This window comes from Tersicoccus mangrovi (assembly GCF_036881825.1).
Taxonomy (GTDB): Bacteria; Actinomycetota; Actinomycetes; order Actinomycetales; family Micrococcaceae; genus Tersicoccus; species Tersicoccus mangrovi.
The window spans coordinates 285,645-304,944 of sequence record NZ_JBAJMW010000001.1; the positions used below are offsets into that span (position 1 = coordinate 285,645).

The 19,300-nt window shown below is 72.0% G+C and carries 20 protein-coding genes; 14 read left to right on the forward strand and 6 right to left on the reverse strand.

Annotated elements, in window-relative coordinates; translation table 11 throughout:
* The first annotated feature begins 244 nt into the window (after positions 1–244).
* The 4 genes from V6N00_RS01400 to V6N00_RS01415 all read left to right on the forward strand — a co-directional run bounded on the left by V6N00_RS01400 (position 245) and on the right by V6N00_RS01415 (position 4,440).
* Positions 245–1,270, forward strand: coding sequence for an MFS transporter (locus tag V6N00_RS01400; protein ID WP_334230730.1), 1,026 nt, complete (start codon positions 245–247; stop codon positions 1,268–1,270).
* A 553-nt stretch (positions 1,271–1,823) separates the two neighbouring features.
* On the forward strand, positions 1,824–3,023 hold the full coding sequence (locus V6N00_RS01405; protein ID WP_334230283.1) for a pyridoxal phosphate-dependent aminotransferase: 1,200 nt from the start codon (positions 1,824–1,826) through the stop codon (positions 3,021–3,023).
* A 102-nt stretch (positions 3,024–3,125) separates the two neighbouring features.
* The gene (locus V6N00_RS01410) at positions 3,126–3,365 is read left to right on the forward strand and encodes a PspC domain-containing protein (protein WP_334230284.1); all 240 of its coding nucleotides are present in this window, start codon (positions 3,126–3,128) and stop codon (positions 3,363–3,365) included.
* Positions 3,366–3,411: 46 nt separating this feature from the next.
* On the forward strand, positions 3,412–4,440 hold the full coding sequence (locus V6N00_RS01415) for a 6-phosphofructokinase (protein WP_334230285.1): 1,029 nt from the start codon (positions 3,412–3,414) through the stop codon (positions 4,438–4,440).
* An 18-nt stretch (positions 4,441–4,458) separates the two neighbouring features.
* Here V6N00_RS01415 and ygfZ read toward each other — a convergent pair whose 3' ends face one another.
* The 3 genes from ygfZ to V6N00_RS01430 all read right to left on the reverse strand — a co-directional run bounded on the left by ygfZ (position 4,459) and on the right by V6N00_RS01430 (position 7,189).
* Entirely contained in the window at positions 4,459–5,568 is a 1,110-nt protein-coding gene (ygfZ, locus tag V6N00_RS01420; RefSeq protein WP_334230286.1) for a CAF17-like 4Fe-4S cluster assembly/insertion protein YgfZ, read from the reverse strand.
* Positions 5,569–5,644: 76 nt separating this feature from the next.
* Positions 5,645–6,241: a heme-binding beta-barrel domain-containing protein gene (locus V6N00_RS01425; RefSeq protein ID WP_334230287.1), complete on the reverse strand. Its 597-nt coding sequence runs from the start codon at positions 6,239–6,241 to the stop codon at positions 5,645–5,647.
* A gap of 210 nt (positions 6,242–6,451) precedes the next feature.
* Positions 6,452–7,189 (reverse strand): hypothetical protein, encoded by a 738-nt coding sequence (locus V6N00_RS01430; RefSeq protein ID WP_334230288.1) that lies wholly within the window; start codon positions 7,187–7,189, stop codon positions 6,452–6,454.
* Between the two features lie 236 nt (positions 7,190–7,425).
* Here V6N00_RS01430 and V6N00_RS01435 point away from each other — a divergent pair, with 236 nt between their 5' ends.
* The 9 genes from V6N00_RS01435 to V6N00_RS01475 all read left to right on the forward strand — a co-directional run bounded on the left by V6N00_RS01435 (position 7,426) and on the right by V6N00_RS01475 (position 16,313).
* Positions 7,426–8,127: a winged helix-turn-helix transcriptional regulator gene (locus V6N00_RS01435; RefSeq protein WP_334230289.1), complete on the forward strand. Its 702-nt coding sequence runs from the start codon at positions 7,426–7,428 to the stop codon at positions 8,125–8,127.
* A gap of 246 nt (positions 8,128–8,373) precedes the next feature.
* On the forward strand, positions 8,374–9,378 hold the full coding sequence (gene mshD / locus V6N00_RS01440; protein ID WP_334230290.1) for a mycothiol synthase: 1,005 nt from the start codon (positions 8,374–8,376) through the stop codon (positions 9,376–9,378).
* Between the two features lie 41 nt (positions 9,379–9,419).
* Positions 9,420–11,723 (forward strand): RNA degradosome polyphosphate kinase, encoded by a 2,304-nt coding sequence (locus V6N00_RS01445; protein ID WP_334230291.1) that lies wholly within the window; start codon positions 9,420–9,422, stop codon positions 11,721–11,723.
* A gap of 39 nt (positions 11,724–11,762) precedes the next feature.
* Entirely contained in the window at positions 11,763–12,707 is a 945-nt protein-coding gene (locus V6N00_RS01450; RefSeq protein ID WP_334230292.1) for an NUDIX hydrolase, read from the forward strand.
* 87 nt (positions 12,708–12,794) lie between these two features.
* Positions 12,795–13,613, forward strand: a complete 819-nt coding sequence (locus V6N00_RS01455) for a thymidylate synthase (protein ID WP_334230293.1) — start codon at positions 12,795–12,797, stop codon at positions 13,611–13,613.
* A 39-nt stretch (positions 13,614–13,652) separates the two neighbouring features.
* Positions 13,653–13,976 carry a GNAT family N-acetyltransferase gene (locus tag V6N00_RS01460; protein WP_334230294.1) on the forward strand — a complete coding sequence of 108 codons (324 nt, stop codon included), beginning with the start codon at positions 13,653–13,655 and terminating at the stop codon, positions 13,974–13,976.
* A complete protein-coding gene (locus V6N00_RS01465; RefSeq protein WP_334230295.1) occupies positions 13,973–14,554 on the forward strand; it encodes a dihydrofolate reductase in 582 nt (193 codons plus the stop codon). Before V6N00_RS01460 ends, V6N00_RS01465 begins: the two co-directional genes overlap by 4 nt.
* A 68-nt stretch (positions 14,555–14,622) precedes the next feature.
* The gene (gene asd / locus V6N00_RS01470) at positions 14,623–15,813 is read left to right on the forward strand and encodes an aspartate-semialdehyde dehydrogenase (protein WP_334230296.1); all 1,191 of its coding nucleotides are present in this window, start codon (positions 14,623–14,625) and stop codon (positions 15,811–15,813) included.
* Positions 15,814–15,890: 77 nt separating this feature from the next.
* Positions 15,891–16,313 carry a hypothetical protein gene (locus tag V6N00_RS01475; protein ID WP_334230297.1) on the forward strand — a complete coding sequence of 141 codons (423 nt, stop codon included), beginning with the start codon at positions 15,891–15,893 and terminating at the stop codon, positions 16,311–16,313.
* 26 nt (positions 16,314–16,339) lie between these two features.
* On the opposite strand, the gene V6N00_RS01480 is transcribed toward V6N00_RS01475, so the two are convergent.
* Genes V6N00_RS01480 through V6N00_RS01490 form a run of 3 tightly spaced genes read right to left on the reverse strand, consistent with a single transcriptional unit; the run spans position 16,340 to position 18,287 of the window.
* The gene (locus V6N00_RS01480) at positions 16,340–17,413 is read right to left on the reverse strand and encodes a UDP-N-acetylmuramate dehydrogenase (protein WP_334230298.1); all 1,074 of its coding nucleotides are present in this window, start codon (positions 17,411–17,413) and stop codon (positions 16,340–16,342) included.
* Positions 17,410–17,841, reverse strand: coding sequence for a MaoC family dehydratase (locus V6N00_RS01485; RefSeq protein ID WP_334230299.1), 432 nt, complete (start codon positions 17,839–17,841; stop codon positions 17,410–17,412). Before V6N00_RS01485 ends, V6N00_RS01480 begins: the two co-directional genes overlap by 4 nt.
* Positions 17,838–18,287: an FAS1-like dehydratase domain-containing protein gene (locus V6N00_RS01490; RefSeq protein ID WP_334230731.1), complete on the reverse strand. Its 450-nt coding sequence runs from the start codon at positions 18,285–18,287 to the stop codon at positions 17,838–17,840. The genes V6N00_RS01485 and V6N00_RS01490 overlap by 4 nt, the downstream gene beginning before the upstream one ends.
* 139 nt (positions 18,288–18,426) lie before the next feature.
* Between V6N00_RS01490 and V6N00_RS01495 the strand changes: the two genes are divergently transcribed.
* Entirely contained in the window at positions 18,427–19,281 is an 855-nt protein-coding gene (locus V6N00_RS01495) for a potassium channel family protein (protein WP_334230300.1), read from the forward strand.
* Positions 19,282–19,300: the final 19 nt, after the last annotated feature.

The window sequence follows — 19,300 nt, forward strand, 5'->3', positions numbered from 1 at the left end:
AACTCCGCCGACGCCGGGCGAACGTCGATCGGCGTCGCACGGTGTTCCTGCCGAGCCGGCCACGACGCCGGCCTTCCCGTCCGACCGCCCCGCCTCCGGCGCCGCACGCATCTCAGCCCGTCGATCTGGAGACCTCCGATGACCTCCCCCGAGACCACCCCCCCTGTCGCCGCGCGAGGAGGGCGTAACACCCGACGAGCAGGCCCGCTGTCTGCGGCGCGCGAGGAAGGCCGCGACGGGCTTCCTGCCCACCTTCGCGGCCGCCGGCTACCTCGCTCGCGTGCTGCTCGTCCTGCTCCGGGTGCTGCAGGGACTCTCCGCGGGCGGGGAGACCGCCGGTGCGGCGTCGCTGACGATGGAGGAGTCGCCCGTCGGACGGCGCGGCTTCTTCCCCAGCTTCACCATGAGCGGCACCTCCGGCGGCATCGTCCTCGCCTCCCTCGTGTTCCTGCCGATCGCCGCGCTGCCGCAGGACCAGCTGCTGGCCTGGGGCTGGCGGATCCCGTTCTGGCTCTCGCTCGTGGTGGTCGTCGTCGCCTTCCTCGTGCGACGCTCCCTCGAGGAGCCCGAGGTGTTCGAGGAGAAGGCGGAGCACGCCGACCTGGTGAGGCTCCCGCTCACGGAGATGCTGCGCACCCACCCCAAGCAGTTCGTTCAGACCGTGCTCATGTCCTTCGAGACGGTGACGAACACGTTGATGCAGTCCTTCGGACTCGCCTACGCCGTGGTCGTCGGCATCCCGGCGACGACGATGCTGTGGGTGAGCGTCGTGGGCAACGCCCTCGCGATCTTCTCGCAGCCGCTGATGGCCTCGTTCTCGGACCGGATCGGCCGCAAGCCGCTCTTCGTCACGGGCGTCATCGGCTCCGGTGTCATGATCTTCATCTACTTCTGGTCGATCTCGACGCAGGACATCGCCCTGGTCTTCATCACGAGCACGCTCATCACGGCCGGCACCTACGCGATGTCCAACGCCATCTACCCGGCGTGGTTCCCCGAGTTGTTCAACGTCCGGATGCGCTACTCGGGGGTGGCCATCGGCCTGCAGATCGGCATCCTGTGCGCGGGCTTCACCCCGCTGCTCGGCGAGGCCCTGCGCGGCGCCGACAAGGCGAACTGGGGCCCCGCCGCCTGGATCGTGGCGGCGTTCTCGATCCTCGCCGCCATCGGCGCCATCTGGGCCCGGGACACCTTCCGGACGCCCCTGAAAGACCTGGGCGCCCCGGTCCACCACCCGCAGACGAGCAGCATCGACAAACTCTCGGTCTGACCCGCCAGGAAACCGGCACCACGACGAGGGCCCCACCGACGACGGCGGGGCCCTCCGTCGTGGAGAGAAGCAGCAAGCAACCAGGAGAGACCTCAGCCCAACGGCCAGAGCCGCGAGAATCACACCGCGAACACGCACGAGGGCACCCCCAGAAAAACTCCCCCATCCCGCTCGTGACCCGAGCCAGCCTCCGCAATCACCCAGAGCGACCCCATCGAACGCACACCGAAAGCACACCGAAGCAAGCATCCGACCCGCGCGAACGGAACCGACGCCTCGAGGTCGGCACGGTGCCGGGCGAAAGGGGACGTGTCGACCGGAGTGAGCTCTGCGAGCGCAGGGAGATCCAGTCCCCGTGCCCGGTGCCGTGCCGACCGGACGCCACCAGACCGACCGCAGCCGAACCGACCGACCGCAACCAGACCGACCGCAGCCGGAGAGCGACCGCACCGGACGCGACCAGGAAGCGACAGCACACCGACCACAGCACCCGACGTCACGAACGGACGCCCCGCCTAGACTGGACACGCCCCCGCCCGCAACGAAGGACGTCATGAGCGCAGCCCGAATCTCCCAGCGTGTCGGATCGATCGCCGAGTCGGCCACCCTCGCGGTGGACGCCCGTGCGAAGGCCCTCAAGGCGCAGGGCCGGCCCGTCATCGGGTTCGGTGCCGGGGAGCCGGACTTCCCGACGCCGGACTACATCGTGGAGGCGGCGGTCGAGGCAGCGCGGGATCCGCGCAACCACCGGTACTCCCCCTCGGGCGGCCTGCCGGAGCTGAAGGAAGCGATCGCGCAGAAGACGCAGCGGGACTCGGGCTACACGGTCGACCCGGGCCAGGTCCTCGTGACCAACGGGGGCAAGCAGGCCGTCTACGAGTCGTTCGCCACCCTGCTGGATCCGGGCGACGAGGTGCTGATGCCCGCCCCGTACTGGACCACGTACCCGGAGGCGATCCGCCTGGCCGGTGGCGTGCCGGTCGAGGTGTTCGCCGGCCCGGAGCAGGGCTACCTGGTCACCGTCGAGCAGCTCGAGGCGGCGCTGACCGAGCGCACGAAGGTGCTGCTCTTCGTCTCGCCGTCGAACCCGACCGGCGCGGTCTACTCGCCCGAGCAGACGGAGCAGATCGGTGCGTGGGCCGCGTCGAAGGGCCTGTGGGTGGTCACCGACGAGATCTACGAGCACCTGACCTACGACGGGGTGCCGTTCACCTCGATCGCGACGGCGGCGCCGGATCTCGGCGACCGCGTCGTCATCCTCAACGGGGTCGCGAAGACCTACGCGATGACGGGCTGGCGGGTCGGCTGGATGATCGCCGCCCCCGACGTCGTCAAGGCCGCCACGAACCTGCAGTCGCACGCGACGTCGAACGTCGCCAACGTCTCCCAGCGTGCGGCCCTGGCGGCCGTCGCCGGGCCCCTGGACGCCGTGCACCGGATGCGGGAGTCGTTCGACCGCCGCCGCAGGCTCATCGTCGAGGGCCTGAATGCGATCGACGGTGTCGAGACCCCCATGCCGACCGGCGCCTTCTACGCCTACGCCGACGTGCGCCCCCTGCTGCGGCGCCCGGTGAAGGGCCGCACGCTGTCCACCAGCGCCGAGCTGGCCACCTTCATCCTCGAGGAGGCGGAGGTGGCCGTGGTGCCGGGCGAGGCGTTCGGCCCGTCGGGCTTCCTGCGGCTCTCCTACGCCCTCGGCGAGGAGGACCTGCTCGAGGGCGTCGGCCGGATCCAGCGCCTGCTCCAGGCCTGACCACCGCTCGACGACGAGCCCGGGGACGAGCCGCGGGACGACGCCGGTGCACGCCCGTGCGGCCGGTGGCGACCCCGTGGCGAAAATGGGAAGCTGACGACCATGAACTCGTTCTTCACCGCGATCCGCTCGCTCGGCGTCCGCCGCGGACCGCACCGGATGCTCGCCGGAGTCTGCGGTGGCATCGCCGACCGGTTCGGCGTCAGCCCGTGGCTGGTGCGGCTGATCTTCGTGCTCAGCCTGCTGCTGCCCGGTTCCGGCATCGTCGTCTACCTCATCGCCTGGGTCCTGCTGCCGGACGAGCAGGGTGTGATCCCCCTGCAGCGTTCCCTCCAGCGCTGACCCGCACACCCGCACCGTTCGTCCTGAGACCGAGGAGACCCACCAGATGAAGATCGGCATGCTCACCAGCGGCGGGGACTGCCCCGGCCTGAACGCGGTGATCCGCGGCATGGTGCTCAAGGGCATCGAGGTCGGGGATCACGAGTTCGTCGGCTTCCGCGACGGGTGGCGCGGGGTGGTGCAGGAGGACATCATCCCCATCCCGCGGTCGAAGGTCCGGGGCATCTCCAAGCAGGGCGGCACCATCATCGGCACGTCCCGCACCAACCCGTACGAGGGCGAGGGCGGCGGACCGGAGAAGATCGCCGCGATGCTCGAGCGCAACGGCATCGACGCGATCGTGGCGATCGGCGGTGAGGGCACACTCGCGGCCGCGAACCGGCTCGCCAACGAGGGCATCCCGGTGGTCGGGGTCCCGAAGACCATCGACAACGACCTGAACGCGACGGACTACACCTTCGGCTTCGACACCGCGGTGCAGATCGCGACAGACGCCATGGACCGCCTGCGGACGACGGGCGAGTCCCACTCCCGCTGCATGGTGGCCGAGGTGATGGGTCGGCACGCGGGCTGGATCGCCCTGCACTCGGGCGTCGCGGCCGGCGCCCACGCGATCCTCATCCCGGAGCAGAGTCTCGGCATGGACCAGGTGACCGGGTGGGTCCAGGAGGCGTTCGACCGCGGCCGCGCGCCGCTCGTCGTCGTCGCGGAGGGCTTCATCCCCTCCGGGTATCACGAGGCGTACTCCGACAAGGGCCTGGACGCCTTCGGCCGGCCGCGCCTGGGCGGTATCGGCGAATGGGTGACCGGCGAGATCGAGCGGATCACCGGCATCGAGAGCCGCAACACGATCCTCGGGCACATGCAGCGCGGCGGCACCCCCACCAGCTACGACCGGGTGCTCGCGACCCGCTTCGGCATGGCCGTCATCGACCTCGTGCTCCAGAAGCGGTGGGGCCACATGGTCTCCCTCGACGGCACCGACATCGTGCAGGTGCCGTTCGCGGACGCGATCGGCGACCTCCGCGTGGTGCCCCAGTCCCGGTACGACGAGGCGGCGCTGCTCTTCGGCTGAGCCCGGCCGCCGCGGGCGTCAGCCGCGGCGGGTGTTCAGCAGGCCGGCTGGGCGCCCGACGACCTGACCGGCGTCGGGCGCGACGATGATCTCCTGCGCCGCGGCGTACCGGCTGTCCCCGTCGACGACCACGAGCGCGGCGTCCGGGTCGACGGAGCGCTTGATGACCGCCAGGGCGATCGGCCCCATCTCCCCGTGCTGGGCGACCGACGTGACACGACCGACGGTCTTCTCCCCCACCTGCACCTCCGCGCCGGCGGCCGGCAGCGTGTGCTCGGAGCCGTCGAGGTGCAGGAACACGAGCCGCCGCGGCGGGTGGCCGAGGTTGTGCACACGGGCAATCGTCTCCTGGCCCTTGTAGCAGCCCTTGGCCAGGTGCACGCCGGTGCGGATCAGGTCCAGCTCGTGCGGGATGGTCTTCTCGTCGACGTCCCGGTCGTGACGCGGCCGCCACGCGGCGATGCGCAGGGCCTCGGCGGCACCGTTGCCGGCCAGCCCCACGCCGGCCTCCGCCAGGGCGTCGACCGTGCGCTCGAGGTCGGCGCGGGGCACGAGGAACACCGTCCAGTGCCAGGAGGCGGCCGGGTGGTCCTCGCCGACGGTGTACGCGAAGCCGCCGGGGCCGAGCCGGGGCCACGGGTCGCTGAAGTGGACGGGCGCCTCCCGCAGCGGGGCGGGCGCGTCCGCCGGGTCCAGCGCCGCGCCGACGGCGGCCCAGTCGTCCGTGACGTCGGCGACCTCGACGCGCAGCATGAAGCGCATCGAGTCGAGCCAGCGGGCCAGCGGTTCGTGCTGCCCGGCGTCGGTGAGCAGCCAGGTGCGCTCGCCGTCGTCGGTCACGAGCAGGTCGAACTCGATGCGCCCCTGCACGCTGAGCAGGAGCGTCTCCGTGGTGACACCGGCAGGCAGGCCCGTCAGCTGCTGGGAGGAGAGCGTGTGGAGCCAGCTGAGCCGGTCCGGGCCGGTCACGGTGACGACGCCGCGGTTGCTCAGGTCCGCCACGGCTCGGCCGCGTGCGAGGGCGCGCTGCTCCCGGGCGGGGTCGCCGTAGTGGGCGGCGAGGCCGGCGTCGGCGCCGCCGTCGGGGACGGCACCGTGGCGGGACAGGAGGGGACTGGTGACGCTCATGTTCTCCTCAACGGTGGCAGCGCTCACGGGCATTCCCGGACGCTCCGTCAGAGTGGTCGCGAGTCGGGCCGGGTGGTCAGGCGCGGTGCAGACGGCCCGAGGCGTGGGACTGCAGGGCCAGGCCGGCGGCGGCGATGTCCCAGGCCCACAGCAGGTCGCCCTCGACGAGGCCGTACATGCGGGTGGCGGCGCGATAGTCCTTCGCGCCGGGGGCGCGCATGACGGCGTCGGTGCTCAGGTCGATGCGTGGGCCCTTGATCTGGCCCACGTAGAGTTCGCTGACGCCGCCGGGGTGGACGATCGTCGCGACGATGTCGAAGCCGCCGTCACCGTTGCGCAGCTTCTCGACGTCGTCGGCGGTGCGCAGCGCGGGGACGATGTCGGCCGGCAGCATGCCGGGACCGGAGTCCGCGTCGTTCTGGGGACGGTCCAACTGCCAGATGCCCGTCTCCATCGTCAACGGGCGCAGTCGCTGGCCATCCTCGTCGATGAGCCAGGACTCGTTGGTGTAGATCAGGTAGGGCAGGCCGTTCTGGGAGAACGTGATGTGCTGCTCGAACTGCTGGCTCTCCTCCTCCGCGTATCCGAGGACACCGGTTCCCTCCCAGTGGCCGATGAGCCAGGAGAGCGGAACGAGCTCGGGCGTGAGGTCGGTCGGCAGTTCGAAGGGCATCGAATCAGACTACTGCTGGCCCTTGAAGAGCCGCCAGACGACGAATCCGGCGAACCACGCCATGGCCAGACCGGTGATGACGAGCAGCACCAGGTAGAAGATCTCGAGAGCAACAATCGACATGCTGTCAGGGTACACGCGGGACGGCGCCGTTCCGGTCATGGTGACGCCGTCGAACGCCGTCGCGGGCACGCTCGCCGCGCCCCTGATTCAGGCGCCGAGCAGCAGCTGCGCCCCGTAGACGGCGGACCCTGCGGCGAGCACCGGCCCGACCCCCACGGCCACCGCGCCGAGCCGGGTGCGCGGGCCCCCGTCGGCGAGGACCATGCGGCGGAACGTGGCGACGACGAGCCCCGCGACGGCGCCGAGCACCGTGGCGGCGAGTGCGCCCGGCTCGTGCACCAGCAGGGCCACCAGGGGGGCGACGGCGGTGGCGACGAGGACGCACAGGGGATCGATCACGCGGTCCGGCCACGGGACGGCCGCCATCAGCACCGCGGCGATCGCGGCGACCGCGGTCGTGGCGATCAGGGCGACGTGGGCGTCCGTGGCGACGCGCATCGACCCGACCCACCCGGCCCCGAGGGCGGTCAGGACGACGCCGGACGCGGACGCCACGAGCGATTCGAGCCGGCGCTCGGCGCCGGTCCCACGGACGAGCTCGATGAGGAACACGGCGGTCAGCCCGACGGCGACGATGAGGCCCGTCCACGTCAGGTAGGCCCCGGGCAGCCGCACCGCGAGAACCACGGAGACGATCCCGGCGAGCGCGATGACGACGCTGTGGGCGCGAGCCGCCATGAGTCCCTGGAGGCGGACCCAGCCGGCTCCGGTGACGACGGCGGCGACGGCCACGAGCACCACCATGGCCGCGACCCCCAGCACGGCGGCCGCGACGAGGCCGAGCAGGGTCAGCAGGGCGGCGGCGCAGACGATGTTCAGCCTCACGCTCCCATCCTCCCAAACCGGCGGCGGATTCGGTGACGGGGCTGCGCGAGAGCGGCGATGGGTGAGGGCGGAGGCGCGACCGCGGCGGCCCGAGCGCGCCGCCGGCGTCATCGTTCCGGGCCGCCGGCGACTCGCCTCGTATACTGGCGGGGTCCTGACCTCCCGCGCGGGGGTGGGCGCCGATGACCGACGTGTCCGACGATGCGCGCGTGAGACCTCGACCGACGGAGGCAGAAATGTCGCACCTCCTGCTCCTCACCAACAGCACCGGGTCCTCCGTGGACGTGCTGCCGGCCCTCGAGCTGCTCAACCACCGGGTGCACATCCTCCCGGCCGAGCCGACGGCACTGCTCGAGACCGAGCCGTGCGACGTCGTCCTGCTCGACGCCCGCCGGGACCTCGTGGGGGCCCGTGCCCTCGCCCAGCTGCTCAAGGCCACCGGGCTGAGTGCCCCGCTCGTGCTCGTCCTGACCGAGGGCGGCATGGCGGCGGTCTCCACCGCCTGGCAGGCCGACGACGTCGTGCTCGACTCGGCGGGGCCCGCCGAGGTCGAGGCCCGGTTGCGGCTGGCCGTCACCCGCACCGACGCCGCGACGGAGGACACGGGCGAGATCCGCGCCGGCGGCGTCGTCATCGACGAGGCGAGCTACACGGCGCGTGTGTCCGGCCAGGCCCTCAACCTGACCTACAAGGAGTTCGAGCTCCTCAAGTACCTCGCCCAGCACCCGGGCCGGGTGTTCACCCGCAGCCAGCTGCTGCACGAGGTGTGGGGCTACGACTACTACGGCGGCACCCGCACGGTCGACGTGCACGTGCGGCGGCTGCGCGCCAAGCTCGGCCCGGACCACGAGACGCTGATCGGCACCGTGCGCAACGTCGGCTACCGGTTCGCGCCGACCCGCATGGACGAGGACGCGCTCGAGGGCGCCGACGCCTGACCCTCCGGACCACCTCGCACACGACGAAGGGCCCGACCTGCTGGTCGGGCCCTTCGTCGCGTCGTGCTCATGCCGTGACGGCGGTGGTGGAGGACATACGGGTCGAACGTATCGAGGGCACCCCACTGGTGCATCCCCCTCGTCCCGCGAGCGGGAACGGTTCCCGACGATAGCCCACGGCTCGCGGCTCGCGCAAACCGGTGGCCGCGGTTGCGCCGGGCGCGCGGATCGCCTAGGCAGGAGGGCATGAGCACCCGCTGGCACCTCGACACCGTCCCTTCCCGGCCCACCGACCACCAGCTGGACGAGCTCGCGCGGCTCGCCGGTGCCGCCCGTGCCGAGGACGGCCATCCCCCGTTCTCGGACCAGACCCTCGTGAGCCTGCGCGCCGGCGACGGGGACGGCCGCCGGGTGATGACCCTGCTGGCCCGGACGGCGGACGCCGGCGCGCCGCTCGCGGGCGCGGCGGCGCTCGTCTCCGACGGGGCAGGTGCCCCCGTCCTCGAGGTCGTCGTGGACCCGGCGCAGCGGCGCGGCGGCGCCGGCGGTGCCCTGCTGCGGGCCACGGCGGATCTGCTCGCCGGATCGACGAGCAGGTCGGAGAGCGAATCGGTGGACCAGGCGGTCAGCGCTCCTGGTGGCGTCCTCGCGTGGTCGCACGGGGACCACCCTGCCGGCCGTGTCCTCGCTGCCGAGCACGGCTACGACGTCGTGCGCGAGCTGTGGCGGATGAGCGCGCCGGTGGCGATCGTGGTTCCCGAGGACGCCGCCCCGGTCACCCCGGCCGAGGGCATCCACCTGCGCACCTTCCGTCCCGGCGACGAGGCGGCCCTGCTCGAGCTCAACCGTGAGGCGTTCGCTCACCATCCCGAACAGGGGTCGCTGAGCCCGACCGACCTGGCGGACCTGATGGCGCAGGACTGGTTCGACGCCGACGGCTTGTTCCTCGCCGAGCGGCAGGCCGACGGCGCGCTGCTGGGCTTCCACTGGACGAAGATCGACCCCGACGAGCCCGGCGAGGGCGAGGTGTACGTGCTCGGCGTCCACCCCGGCGCGCAGGGCCTCGGCCTCGGCCGGGTGCTCACGGCGGCCGGCCTCGCACACCTGCGCGGTCGCGGCGTCGAGACCATCACCCTCTACGTCGACGCGGACAACGCGGCGGCGGTGCGCCTGTACACCGGTGTCGGCTTCACGCGGGCCGACGTGGACGTCATGTACGCCCCGGCCACCGTGCCCGGCGGCAGACAGTAATCTGGAAACGATCCCGGATCCCACCCTGCGACAGGAAGCTCATGGAACAGCAGTCATCGGTCGACGGCACGGCGCAGGTGGACCACTCCCAGCTCGGCAGCGCCACCTCGAACGGCACCGCGCCCGTGGTCGACGGTGCCGTCGGTGAGCCGGCGCCGTTCACCTTCTCCGAGGTGGCCGCGGCCCGCGCGACGCAGGACCGCATCGACATCCCCGAGTTCGCCCCGACCCTGGTCCCCGCCGGCGACGTCGGGCCGGACCGCTTCCTCGACCGCGAGCTGAGCTGGCTGGCGTTCAACGCCCGGGTGCTCGAACTGGCCGAGGATCCCACCCTCTTCCTGCTCGAGCGGGTCACCTTCCTCTCGATCTTCGCCTCGAACCTCGACGAGTTCTTCATGGTCCGGGTGGCCGGCCTGAAGCGCCGCATCGCCGCCGGCCTCGCCGTGCCCTCCCCCGCCGGCCTGAGCCCGCTCGAGGTGCTCGACCAGATCTCCGAGAAGGCGCACGAGCTGATGGAGCGGCACGCCGCCGTCTTCACCGACCAGATCCGCCCGGCCCTGGAGCGCGAGTCGATCGTGCTGACGTCGTGGGACGAACTCAACGACGTCGAACGAGCCCGGCTGACGGACTTCTTCGTCCAGAAGGTCTTCCCGATCCTCACGCCGCTCGCGGTGGACCCGGCCCACCCGTTCCCCTACATCTCGGGCCTGTCCCTGAACCTGGCCGTGATCGTGCGCAACCCCCTGACCGGCAAGGACCTGTTCGCCCGGCTCAAGGTGCCGGACCAGCTGCCCCGCCTCATCTCCGTCGACGGGCCGCGCGCCGGCCACGCGCCGGGTCGCGTCGCCCGCTTCATCCCGCTCGAGGACGTCATCGCCGAGCACCTCGGCGAGTTGTTCCCCGGGATGGAGGTGCTCGAGAAGCACACCTTCCGCGTGACCCGCAACGAGGACCTCGAGGTCGAGGAGGACGACGCGGAGAACCTGCTGCAGGCCCTCGAGAAGGAACTGCTGCGCCGCCGCTTCGGGCCGCCCGTGCGCCTGGAGGTGCGCACCGACATCAACCCGAGCGTCCGGCAACTGCTCGAGCGCGAGCTCGGCGTCGAGGAGCACGAGGTGTACGCCCTGTCCGGGCTGCTGGACCTGCGCGGACTCGGCGTGATCGCCAAGATCGACCGCTCCGACCTGCACTACCCGAAGGCGGTCCCGCACACGAACCGGGACCTGAACGAGAGCGAGACGGCCAAGGCGGCCAACGTCTTCGCCGCGATGCGGCGACGCGACATCCTCCTGCACCACCCGTACGACTCGTTCTCCACGAGCGTCCAGGCGTTCCTCGAGCAGGCCGCCGCGGACAAGCGGGTCCAGGCCATCAAGCAGACCCTGTACCGCACGTCCGGTGACTCCCCCATCGTCGACGCCCTCGTGGACGCGGCGGAGGCCGGCAAGCAGGTGCTGGCCCTCGTGGAGATCAAGGCCCGATTCGACGAGCAGGCCAACATCTCGTGGGCGCGCAAGCTCGAGCAGGCCGGCGTCCACGTCGTCTACGGCATCGTGGGCCTGAAGACGCACTGCAAGCTCTCCCTCGTCGTGCGGCAGGAGAGCGACGGGCTGCGCCGCTACTGCCACATCGGCACGGGCAACTACCACCCGTCCACTGCCCGGTACTACGAGGACATGGGCCTGCTCACCTCGGACCCGCAGGTCGGCGAGGACCTCTCCCGGCTGTTCAACCAGCTCTCCGGCTACGCGCCGCGCTCGACGTTCAAGCGGCTGCTGGTGGCTCCCCGGTCCCTGCGATCGGGGCTGATCGACCGGATCGAGAAGGAGATCGCCAACCGCCGCGCCGGGCTGTCCGCGCGGATCCAGATCAAGGTCAACTCGATGGTCGACGAGGCGATCATCGACGCCCTCTACCGGGCCTCGCAGTCCGGGGTCGCCGTCGACGTCATCGTCCGCGGCATCTGCTCGCTGCGTCCCGGGGTTCCGGGCCTGAGCGAGAACATCACGGTGCGCTCGATCCTCGGCCGGTTCCTCGAGCACTCCCGCGTGTTCTCCTTCGCCAACGGCGGCAACCCGGTGGTGTTCATCGGGTCGGCCGACATGATGCACCGCAACCTGGACCGCCGCGTCGAGGCCCTCGTGCAGTTGAAGTCCCCCACGCAGGTCCGCGACGTCACGGACCTGCTCGACCGGTACATCGACGAGGGCACCTCGAGCTGGCACCTGGACAGCGACGGCGAGTGGGAGCGGCATTCCCGCGCCGCTGACGGCGCACCCCTCACCGACATCCAGTCCATGCTGCTCGAGTCGCGGGCCCACCCGCGGGCGGCGTCGATCCGATGACCGCGACCGCCACGCCGGCCTCGACCCCGTCCCACCCCGGTGCCTGACGCGTCCCGTCCCCGCGCCGTCGTCCTCGCCGCGGGAGCCCTCTGCTGGCGTCTGCGCGGCGGCGAACTCGAGGTGCTGCTCATCCACCGGCCCCGGTACGACGACTGGTCCTGGCCCAAGGGCAAGCAGGACCCCGGCGAGACCCTGCCGGAGACGGCCGTGCGCGAGGTCCGGGAGGAGGCCGGGGTCCGCATCACGCTGGGCATCGCACTGCCCACGGCCACGTATCCCGTCTCGGCCGGCCGCAAGGACGTCTCCTACTGGGCGGCGCAGTTGCACGCCGCCACCGTGGCCCGGCCGGACGGCAAGGAGGTGGACCGGGTGTGCTGGGCGGACCCGGCCACGGCCGCCGGGATGCTGACCAACCCCACCGATCTCGAGCCGCTGCGGGCCCTGGTCGCGGCGCACGAGGCCGACGAGCTGCAGACCCGTGAGGTGCTCGTCATCCGGCACGCGAAGGCCAAGCCCCGTTCCGGCTGGACGCACGCCGAGGGGCAGCGCCCGCTCGCCGCGACAGGCCGCCGTCAGGCGCACGCGCTCGCCGGACTGCTGCTCGCCTGGCGCCCGCAGAAGATCGTCACCAGCCCCTGGCTGCGCTGTACCCAGACGATCTCCCCGTACGCGAAGGCGCACGACGTGAAGGTCAGCACCGAGTCCGCGCTGACCGAGGCGAACGCCCGGCGCAAGCCCCGCCGGGCCGCGGCCGTGATCGAGAAGGTGCTGGAGAAGTCCCGGCCGATGGCGGTGTGCACCCACCGGCCGGTGCTGCCCGTCGTCCTCGAGGTCCTCGCCGAGCACTCCCCCGTCGCGGTGACGCGGCACCTGCCCGACTCCGACCCGTACCTCAGCCCCGGCGAGGTGCTCGTGCTGCACGTCAGTGTCGCCGAGCCGGGCAGCGTCGTCGCCGTCGAGCGCCACCAGCCCTTCGACGACTGAGCCGACGCCGGCCTCCGGCGTGCAGTCCGCCGCGGCCCGGCGTGCGGCGTCGGTCGTGCGCGGGGCGGCGGTCCTACACTGGTCGTCGTGAGCATCCCGACGCCGTACGAAGACCTGCTGCGCGAGGTCCTGGAGCAGGGCACCGTCAAATCGGACCGGACGGGCACCGGCACCCGCAGCGTGTTCGGCCGGCAGATGCGGTTCGACCTGGCCCACTCCTTCCCGCTGATCACCACCAAGCGCGTGCACTTCAAGTCCGTGGCGCTCGAACTGCTGTGGTTCCTGCGCGGTGAGTCGAACGTGCGCTGGCTGCAGGAGCGCGGCGTGCGGATCTGGAACGAGTGGGCCGACGAGGACGGCGAGCTCGGCCCCGTCTACGGCGTCCAGTGGCGCTCCTGGCCCACCCCCGACGGCGGCCACATCGACCAGATCAGCCGCGTCGTCGAGTCCCTGAAGACCAGCCCGGACTCGCGCCGGCACATCGTGTCCGCCTGGAACGTTGCCGAACTGGAGAACATGGCGCTGCCGCCCTGCCACGCGTTCTTCCAGTTCTACGTGCAGCCGCAGCCCGAGGGCCCGGGCCGGCTCTCCTGCCAGCTCTACCAGCGCAGCGCCGACATGTTCCTCGGCGTCCCGTTCAACATCGCCTCCTACGCCCTGCTGACCCGCATGGTCGCCCAGCAGGCCGACCTGCTGCCCGGTGAGTTCGTCTGGACCGGCGGCGACTGCCACATCTACGAGGACCATCTCGACCAGGTGAACGAGCAGTTGACCCGGGAGCCGTACCCGTACCCGCAGCTGGAGCTGACCCGCCGGCCGGCGAGCATCCTCGACTACGAGTACGAGGACTTCTCCGTGGTCGACTACCAGCACCACCCGACCATCACGGCACCGATCGCGGTCTGACTGCGAGCCGTCCCCACCACCCGCAACGGAGGCACGACGATGACGACGACGCCGGCACCGCCCCTGCACGCCGACTGGGACGACCTGACGCTGGACGAGGACCACGACCGCGGGCGGTTCAACCTGCTGATGGGCCCGACCTACCTCGGTTTCGTCGGGTACTCCGAGCGGGAGGACGGCGTGATCGTGCTCCAGCACACGATCATCGCCGAGCAGTACGGGCGGCAGGGGTACGCCCGGGCGCTCGTGACCCTCGTCCTGGACCGGCTGCGCGAGCGCGGCAAGCGGATCGAGCCCGAGTGCAGCTACGTGCAGGACTACCTGCGCCGGTTCCCGCAGTACGGCGACCTGGTCGCCGCGTGACGGCGAGCTCGCCCGCGTCCGACCCCGTCGCCTCCGCCCCGGCCCGGCCGACGGGCCGCCCCCCGGTGGGAATGATCTGGGCGCAGGCGCACGACGGCGTCATCGGCCGCGACGGCGGGATGCCGTGGCACGTGCCCGAGGACCTGCGCCACTTCACCGGCACCACCACGGGACACCCGGTGATCATGGGCCGCGCCACCTGGGAGTCGTTCCCCGACCGGTTCCGCCCGCTGCCGGACCGGACGAACATCGTGCTGACCCGCAACCCCGACGTCGACCCAGAGGGAGCCGTGGTCGCGGCGGACCTGGACACCGCGCTCGCGGACGCGTCCCGCGCGCCGGGGGCCGACCGGGTATGGGTGATCGGCGGCAACGCGGTGTTCACCGAGGCCGAGCCGCTGGCCGACCTCGCCGTCGTCACCGACCTCGATCTCGCCGTCGACGGGGACACGGTCGCGCCGCGCCTGGGCGACGGTTGGGCGGCCGAGCGCCGCGAGCCGGCCGACGGCTCATGGCTGACGTCGCGGACCGGCACCCGGTACCGGTTCACGTGGTACCGGCGCGAGCCCGGCGCCTGAGCGCCCACCGCACCCTCCCGTGACGCACCGCGCAGACGTCGCGGGGCCCGTTTCTCTACACTGAGGGCATGACCTCCCCCGCCGTCGCTGCCGCACGCCCCGCCCCCGACGCGCCGACCACGACCGTCGGCTTCGTCGGCTGGCGCGGCATGGTCGGCTCCGTCCTCATGCAGCGGATGCGCGAGGAGGGCGACTTCGCCGGCATCGACCCGGTGTTCTTCTCGACGTCGAACGCGGGCGGTCCCGCACCGTCGTTCGCCGAGGGCGCTCCCGCCCTGCAGGACGCGCACGACCTGCAGGCGCTGGCGAAGCTGCCGATCATCGTCACCGCGCAGGGCGGGGACTACACGAAGGACGTCCACCCGCGGCTGCGCGCGGCCGGCTGGGACGGCCTGTGGATCGACGCGGCGTCCACCCTGCGCCAGGCGGAGGACTCCGTCATCGTCCTCGACCCGGTCAACCGGTCCGTGATCGACACGGCACTCGCCGGGGGCGTCAAGGACTTCATCGGCGGCAACTGCACCGTCTCCTGCATGCTGATGGGCCTGGGCGGCCTGTTCAAGGCCGGCCTCGTCGAGTGGGGCACCGCGATGACCTACCAGGCGGCCTCCGGCGGCGGCGCCCGGCACATGCGCGAACTGATCAGCCAGTTCGGCGCCATCCACGGGTCGGTCGCCGACGAGCTCGCCGACCCGGCGTCCGCGATCCTCGCGATCGACCGCACGGTCCTCGCCACCCAGCAGGACCCGGCCCTCGACTCCTCCCAGTTCGGCGTGCCGCTGGCCGGCTCCCTGATCCCCTGGATCGACGCGGACCTGGGCGACGGGATGTCGAAGGAGGAGTGGAAGGCCGGCGCGGAGACCAACAAGATCCTCGGCCTCGGCCAGCCCGGCCCCGGCGGGGTCCCCGGCAGCACCGCGATCCCCTTCGACAGCCTGTGCGTGCGGGTGGGCACCCTGCGCTGCCACTCCCAGGCCATCACCCTCAAGCTCACCGAGGACCTGCCGGTGGAGGAGATCGAGCGGATCATCGACGCGGACAACCCGTGGGCGCACGTGGTGCGCAACACCAAGGAGGACACCCTGCGCGAGCTCACGCCGGTGGCGGTGACCGGGACGATGGACATCCCGGTCGGCCGCATCCGCAAGCTCGCCATGGGTCCGGAGTACATCAGCGCGTTCACGGTCGGCGACCAGCTGCTGTGGGGCGCCGCGGAGCCGCTGCGCCGGATGCTGCGCATCGCCCTCGGCACGCTCTGAGCCGCAGCATTCCCGCTCAGCCGCTCCGCTGACGGGCTGAGCGCAGTTCTGTCGGTGGCGGGGTCCACGCTGTCGTCATGGAGTACCGCACCATCGACGACGCGCTGCACGGGTTCGTCGTCTCCTGCCTCGGCGGCAGGACCTTGCCCGCGGCCCGGCGGATCGTGGCCGTCGACGCCGCCCTGCGCCACTGGATCGACACCGACGGCGCCGAGGCGCTGCTACCGGACGAACGCGTCCTGGTCGAGCTCGAGCGGGACCTCGGCACCGCCGAGCCGCTCGCCCGCCTCCTGCCGGCGGACCGGCTGCTGAGCCTGCTGCCCGGCTTCATCGCCGCCACCCCGTCCCCCACCGCGGTGCGTCGCGCGCGGCTGACCCAGGTGTGGCGGCTCGTCCAGTGGCTGCGCAGCCGCGGCCTGCTCGACGTGACGGCCCACGCCGGCGACATCGCCCGGATCCGGGAGGCGCTCGCGTCGGTCCGCATCTCGCGGTACCGGTAGCGCGATGAGTGCCGGAGGGGTGGGCGCTAGAGCGTGGTGCCGATCAGCAGCGGCTCGGGATGCAGCTCGATGCCGAACCGGTCCCGCACCCCGTCGCGCACCGCCCGCGCGACGGCGAGCACGTCCGCCGTGGTCGCGCCGCCCCGGTTGGTCACCGCGAGGGTGTGCTTGGTGGACAGGCTCGCCCGCCCGTCGGCGAGCTCCTCCCCCGGTGTTCCCGGCAGCCCGAACCCCTTGCCGAATCCGGCCCGGTCGATGAGCCAGGCCGCGCTGAGCTTGACCATGCCGTCGGCGGCCGGGTAGCGGGGCGCGTCCTCGGGCAGCGCCGCGGCGCTGCCCTCGTCGACGATCGGGTTGGTGAAGAAGGAGCCCGTGCTGTACGTGTCCCGGTCCGCGGGGTCGAGCACCATGCCCTTGCCGGCGCGCAGGCGCAGCACCGCGCGCCGCACATCGGTGGCGTACGCCTTGGCGCCGACCTCGACGTCGAGCGCCCGGGCCAGTTCGGCGTACCGGATCGGCACGCTCATCCGCCCCAGCGCGAGCTGGAAGTCGACGGTCAGCACGACGTAGCGGGGCGAGCCGTCCGCCGTCGTGCGCTTGAGCAGCGAGTCCCGGTAGCCGAAGGCGAGGTCGTGGTTGAAGAGGGTGCGGACGGCGTCGGTCTCCCGGTCCCAGCACCGCACGCTCGCGATCGTCGCGGAGACGTCCGTGCCGTACGCCCCGACGTTCTGCACGGGCGTGGCCCCGGTCGACCCGGGAATGCCGGAGAGCGCCTCGAGCCCGGACCAGGCGTGCAGCACGGTGAACTCCACCAGGTCGTCCCACGAGTGCCCGGCGGCGACCCGCACGAACACGCCGCCGCAGGTGTCCTCGGAGTCCACCCGGTGCCCCGTGCTCGCGATCTGCAGCACCGTTCCCTCGAAGCCGGCGTCGTCGATCACCAGGTTGGAACCGCCGCCGACGATGAGCAGCCGCTCCCCGGCCGCGTCCGCGTCCCGCACGGTCGCGATGATCTCGTCCTCGCTGCGCGCGGTGACGAGCCTGCGCGCCGGGCCGCCGGTCCCCAGGGTGGTCAGCTCCCCCAGCTGCGGGCCGGTCACCAGACCTTGACCCGTGCCTGGGACTTGGCGAGCACCTTCGTGCCGTCGAGGCTGACGGTCAGGTCGATCCGCGCGAGCTGGTTGTCCTCGTCGAGCGCCCCGACCGTGCCGCTGACCTGCAGCACCGCGCCCGGTCCGTCCGTCGTGTTGGCCACGGGCACCGGCTTGGTGAACCGCGCCTGGTAGTCGACGACGGCGGCGGGGTTGCCGATCCAGTCGACGACGAGCTGGACGGCGGCACCCATGGTGAACATGCCGTGGGCGATGACGCCGGGCAGCTCGACCGACGTCGCGACGTCCTCGTTCCAGTGGATGGGGTTGAAGTCGCCGGACGCACCCGCATAGCGGACCAGGTCCGCGCGGGTGATCTCGACGGTGCGCTCCCCGATGCTCGTCCCGACCGCGAGGTCGGCCCATGTCACGCTCACGCGTCGTCCCCCCGCACGATCAGGGTCGACACGGCGGTGGCGACCTTCTCGCCCTCGACGGTGGCGATCTCGGCGCGGGTGGTGACCATCGCGCCGGCGGGCGTGGACCGCAGGGTGTCGACGTGCAGCTCGGCGGTGAGCTCGTCGCCGGCCTGGATCGGCTGGTGGTGGGTGAACCGCTGTTCGGCGTGCACGACGCGGGAAAAGTCGATGCCGGCGTCCTCGTCGGTGATCAACTGCGCCTCGGCCTGCTGGGACACGATGATCGCGAACGTGGGCGGGGCGACGACGTCGCGGTAGCCCAGCTCCTGCGCGGCCTCGAGCTCGAAGTGCGCCGGGTGGGTCGCCTTGACCGCCCGGGCGAACTCGCCGATCTTCTCCCGCCCGACGGCGTACGGACGCGTGGCCGGGTACACCTTCCCCTGCAGGTCCTGGTTCACTGGCACGTCGCGGTCCTCACGTCGCTCGGTCACGGGCACCATCGAGCATAGTCAGTGAACGGGCCGTCGCGGCGCCGGTGGGCCAGCCTGGGGCCGTGCGTCGACGACCCGTTCACTCGCGCGGCCGCGGTCCTACCATGAGGGGATGGACGGGCACCGGCGGTTGACGCAGGCGCAGTGGCGGCAGGCCACCGAGTGGCCGCTGATCGTCGCCGCCGTCCTCTACACCGCCGGCTTCGCCTGGCAGGTGATCGAGGAACCGGTCGGCACGCTCGGGGCGGCCCTCGAGGTGGCGCTGTGGCTGCTGTGGGCGGTGTTCGCCGCCGACTACGTCGTCATGATCGTCACGGCACCAGACCGTCCCCGGTGGTTTATCCGCAACCTGCACGAGCTCCTCCTCGTCGTGCTGCCGATGTTCCGGCCCCTGCGGCTGCTGCGGTTGATCAGCGTCGCGATGATGCTCGAACGGCGGATCGGCCCGCGCATCCAGGGCCGCGTGTTCCTCTACGGCCTGTCCTCGGCGCTGCTCGTCGTGCTGATCGGCTCGATCGCCGTGCTCGACGCGGAGAAGCACGCCCCCGGCTCGACCATCACGACCTTCGGCGATGCCCTCTGGTGGGCCGTCGTCACCATCACGACCGCCGGGTACGGCGACCTGTACCCGGTGACCCTGATCGGCCGGCTGATCGCCGTCGGCCTGATGATCAGCGGGATCGCCGTCATCGGCCTCGTCACCGCGACCATGGCCTCGTGGCTGATGCAGCGCGTGGTCAGCGAGGAGATCGTCGAGGAGGTCGAGGACGAGCAGGCGCCGCTGCGGCGCGAGGTGGCGGCCCTGACCGAGCAGGTGGCCCGGCTCACGGCGCAGATCGAGCGGCTGACCGGCGACGGTGTGGGGAACGAGGTGTCGCCGCGTGCCCCGTCCGACGGGGCCGTGACGCCCGGATCGGTCAACCGGTCCGCGCCGGTCCGGGACAGGACGACACAGGCCCCCGGCTGACGCCGAGGGCCTGTGTTCG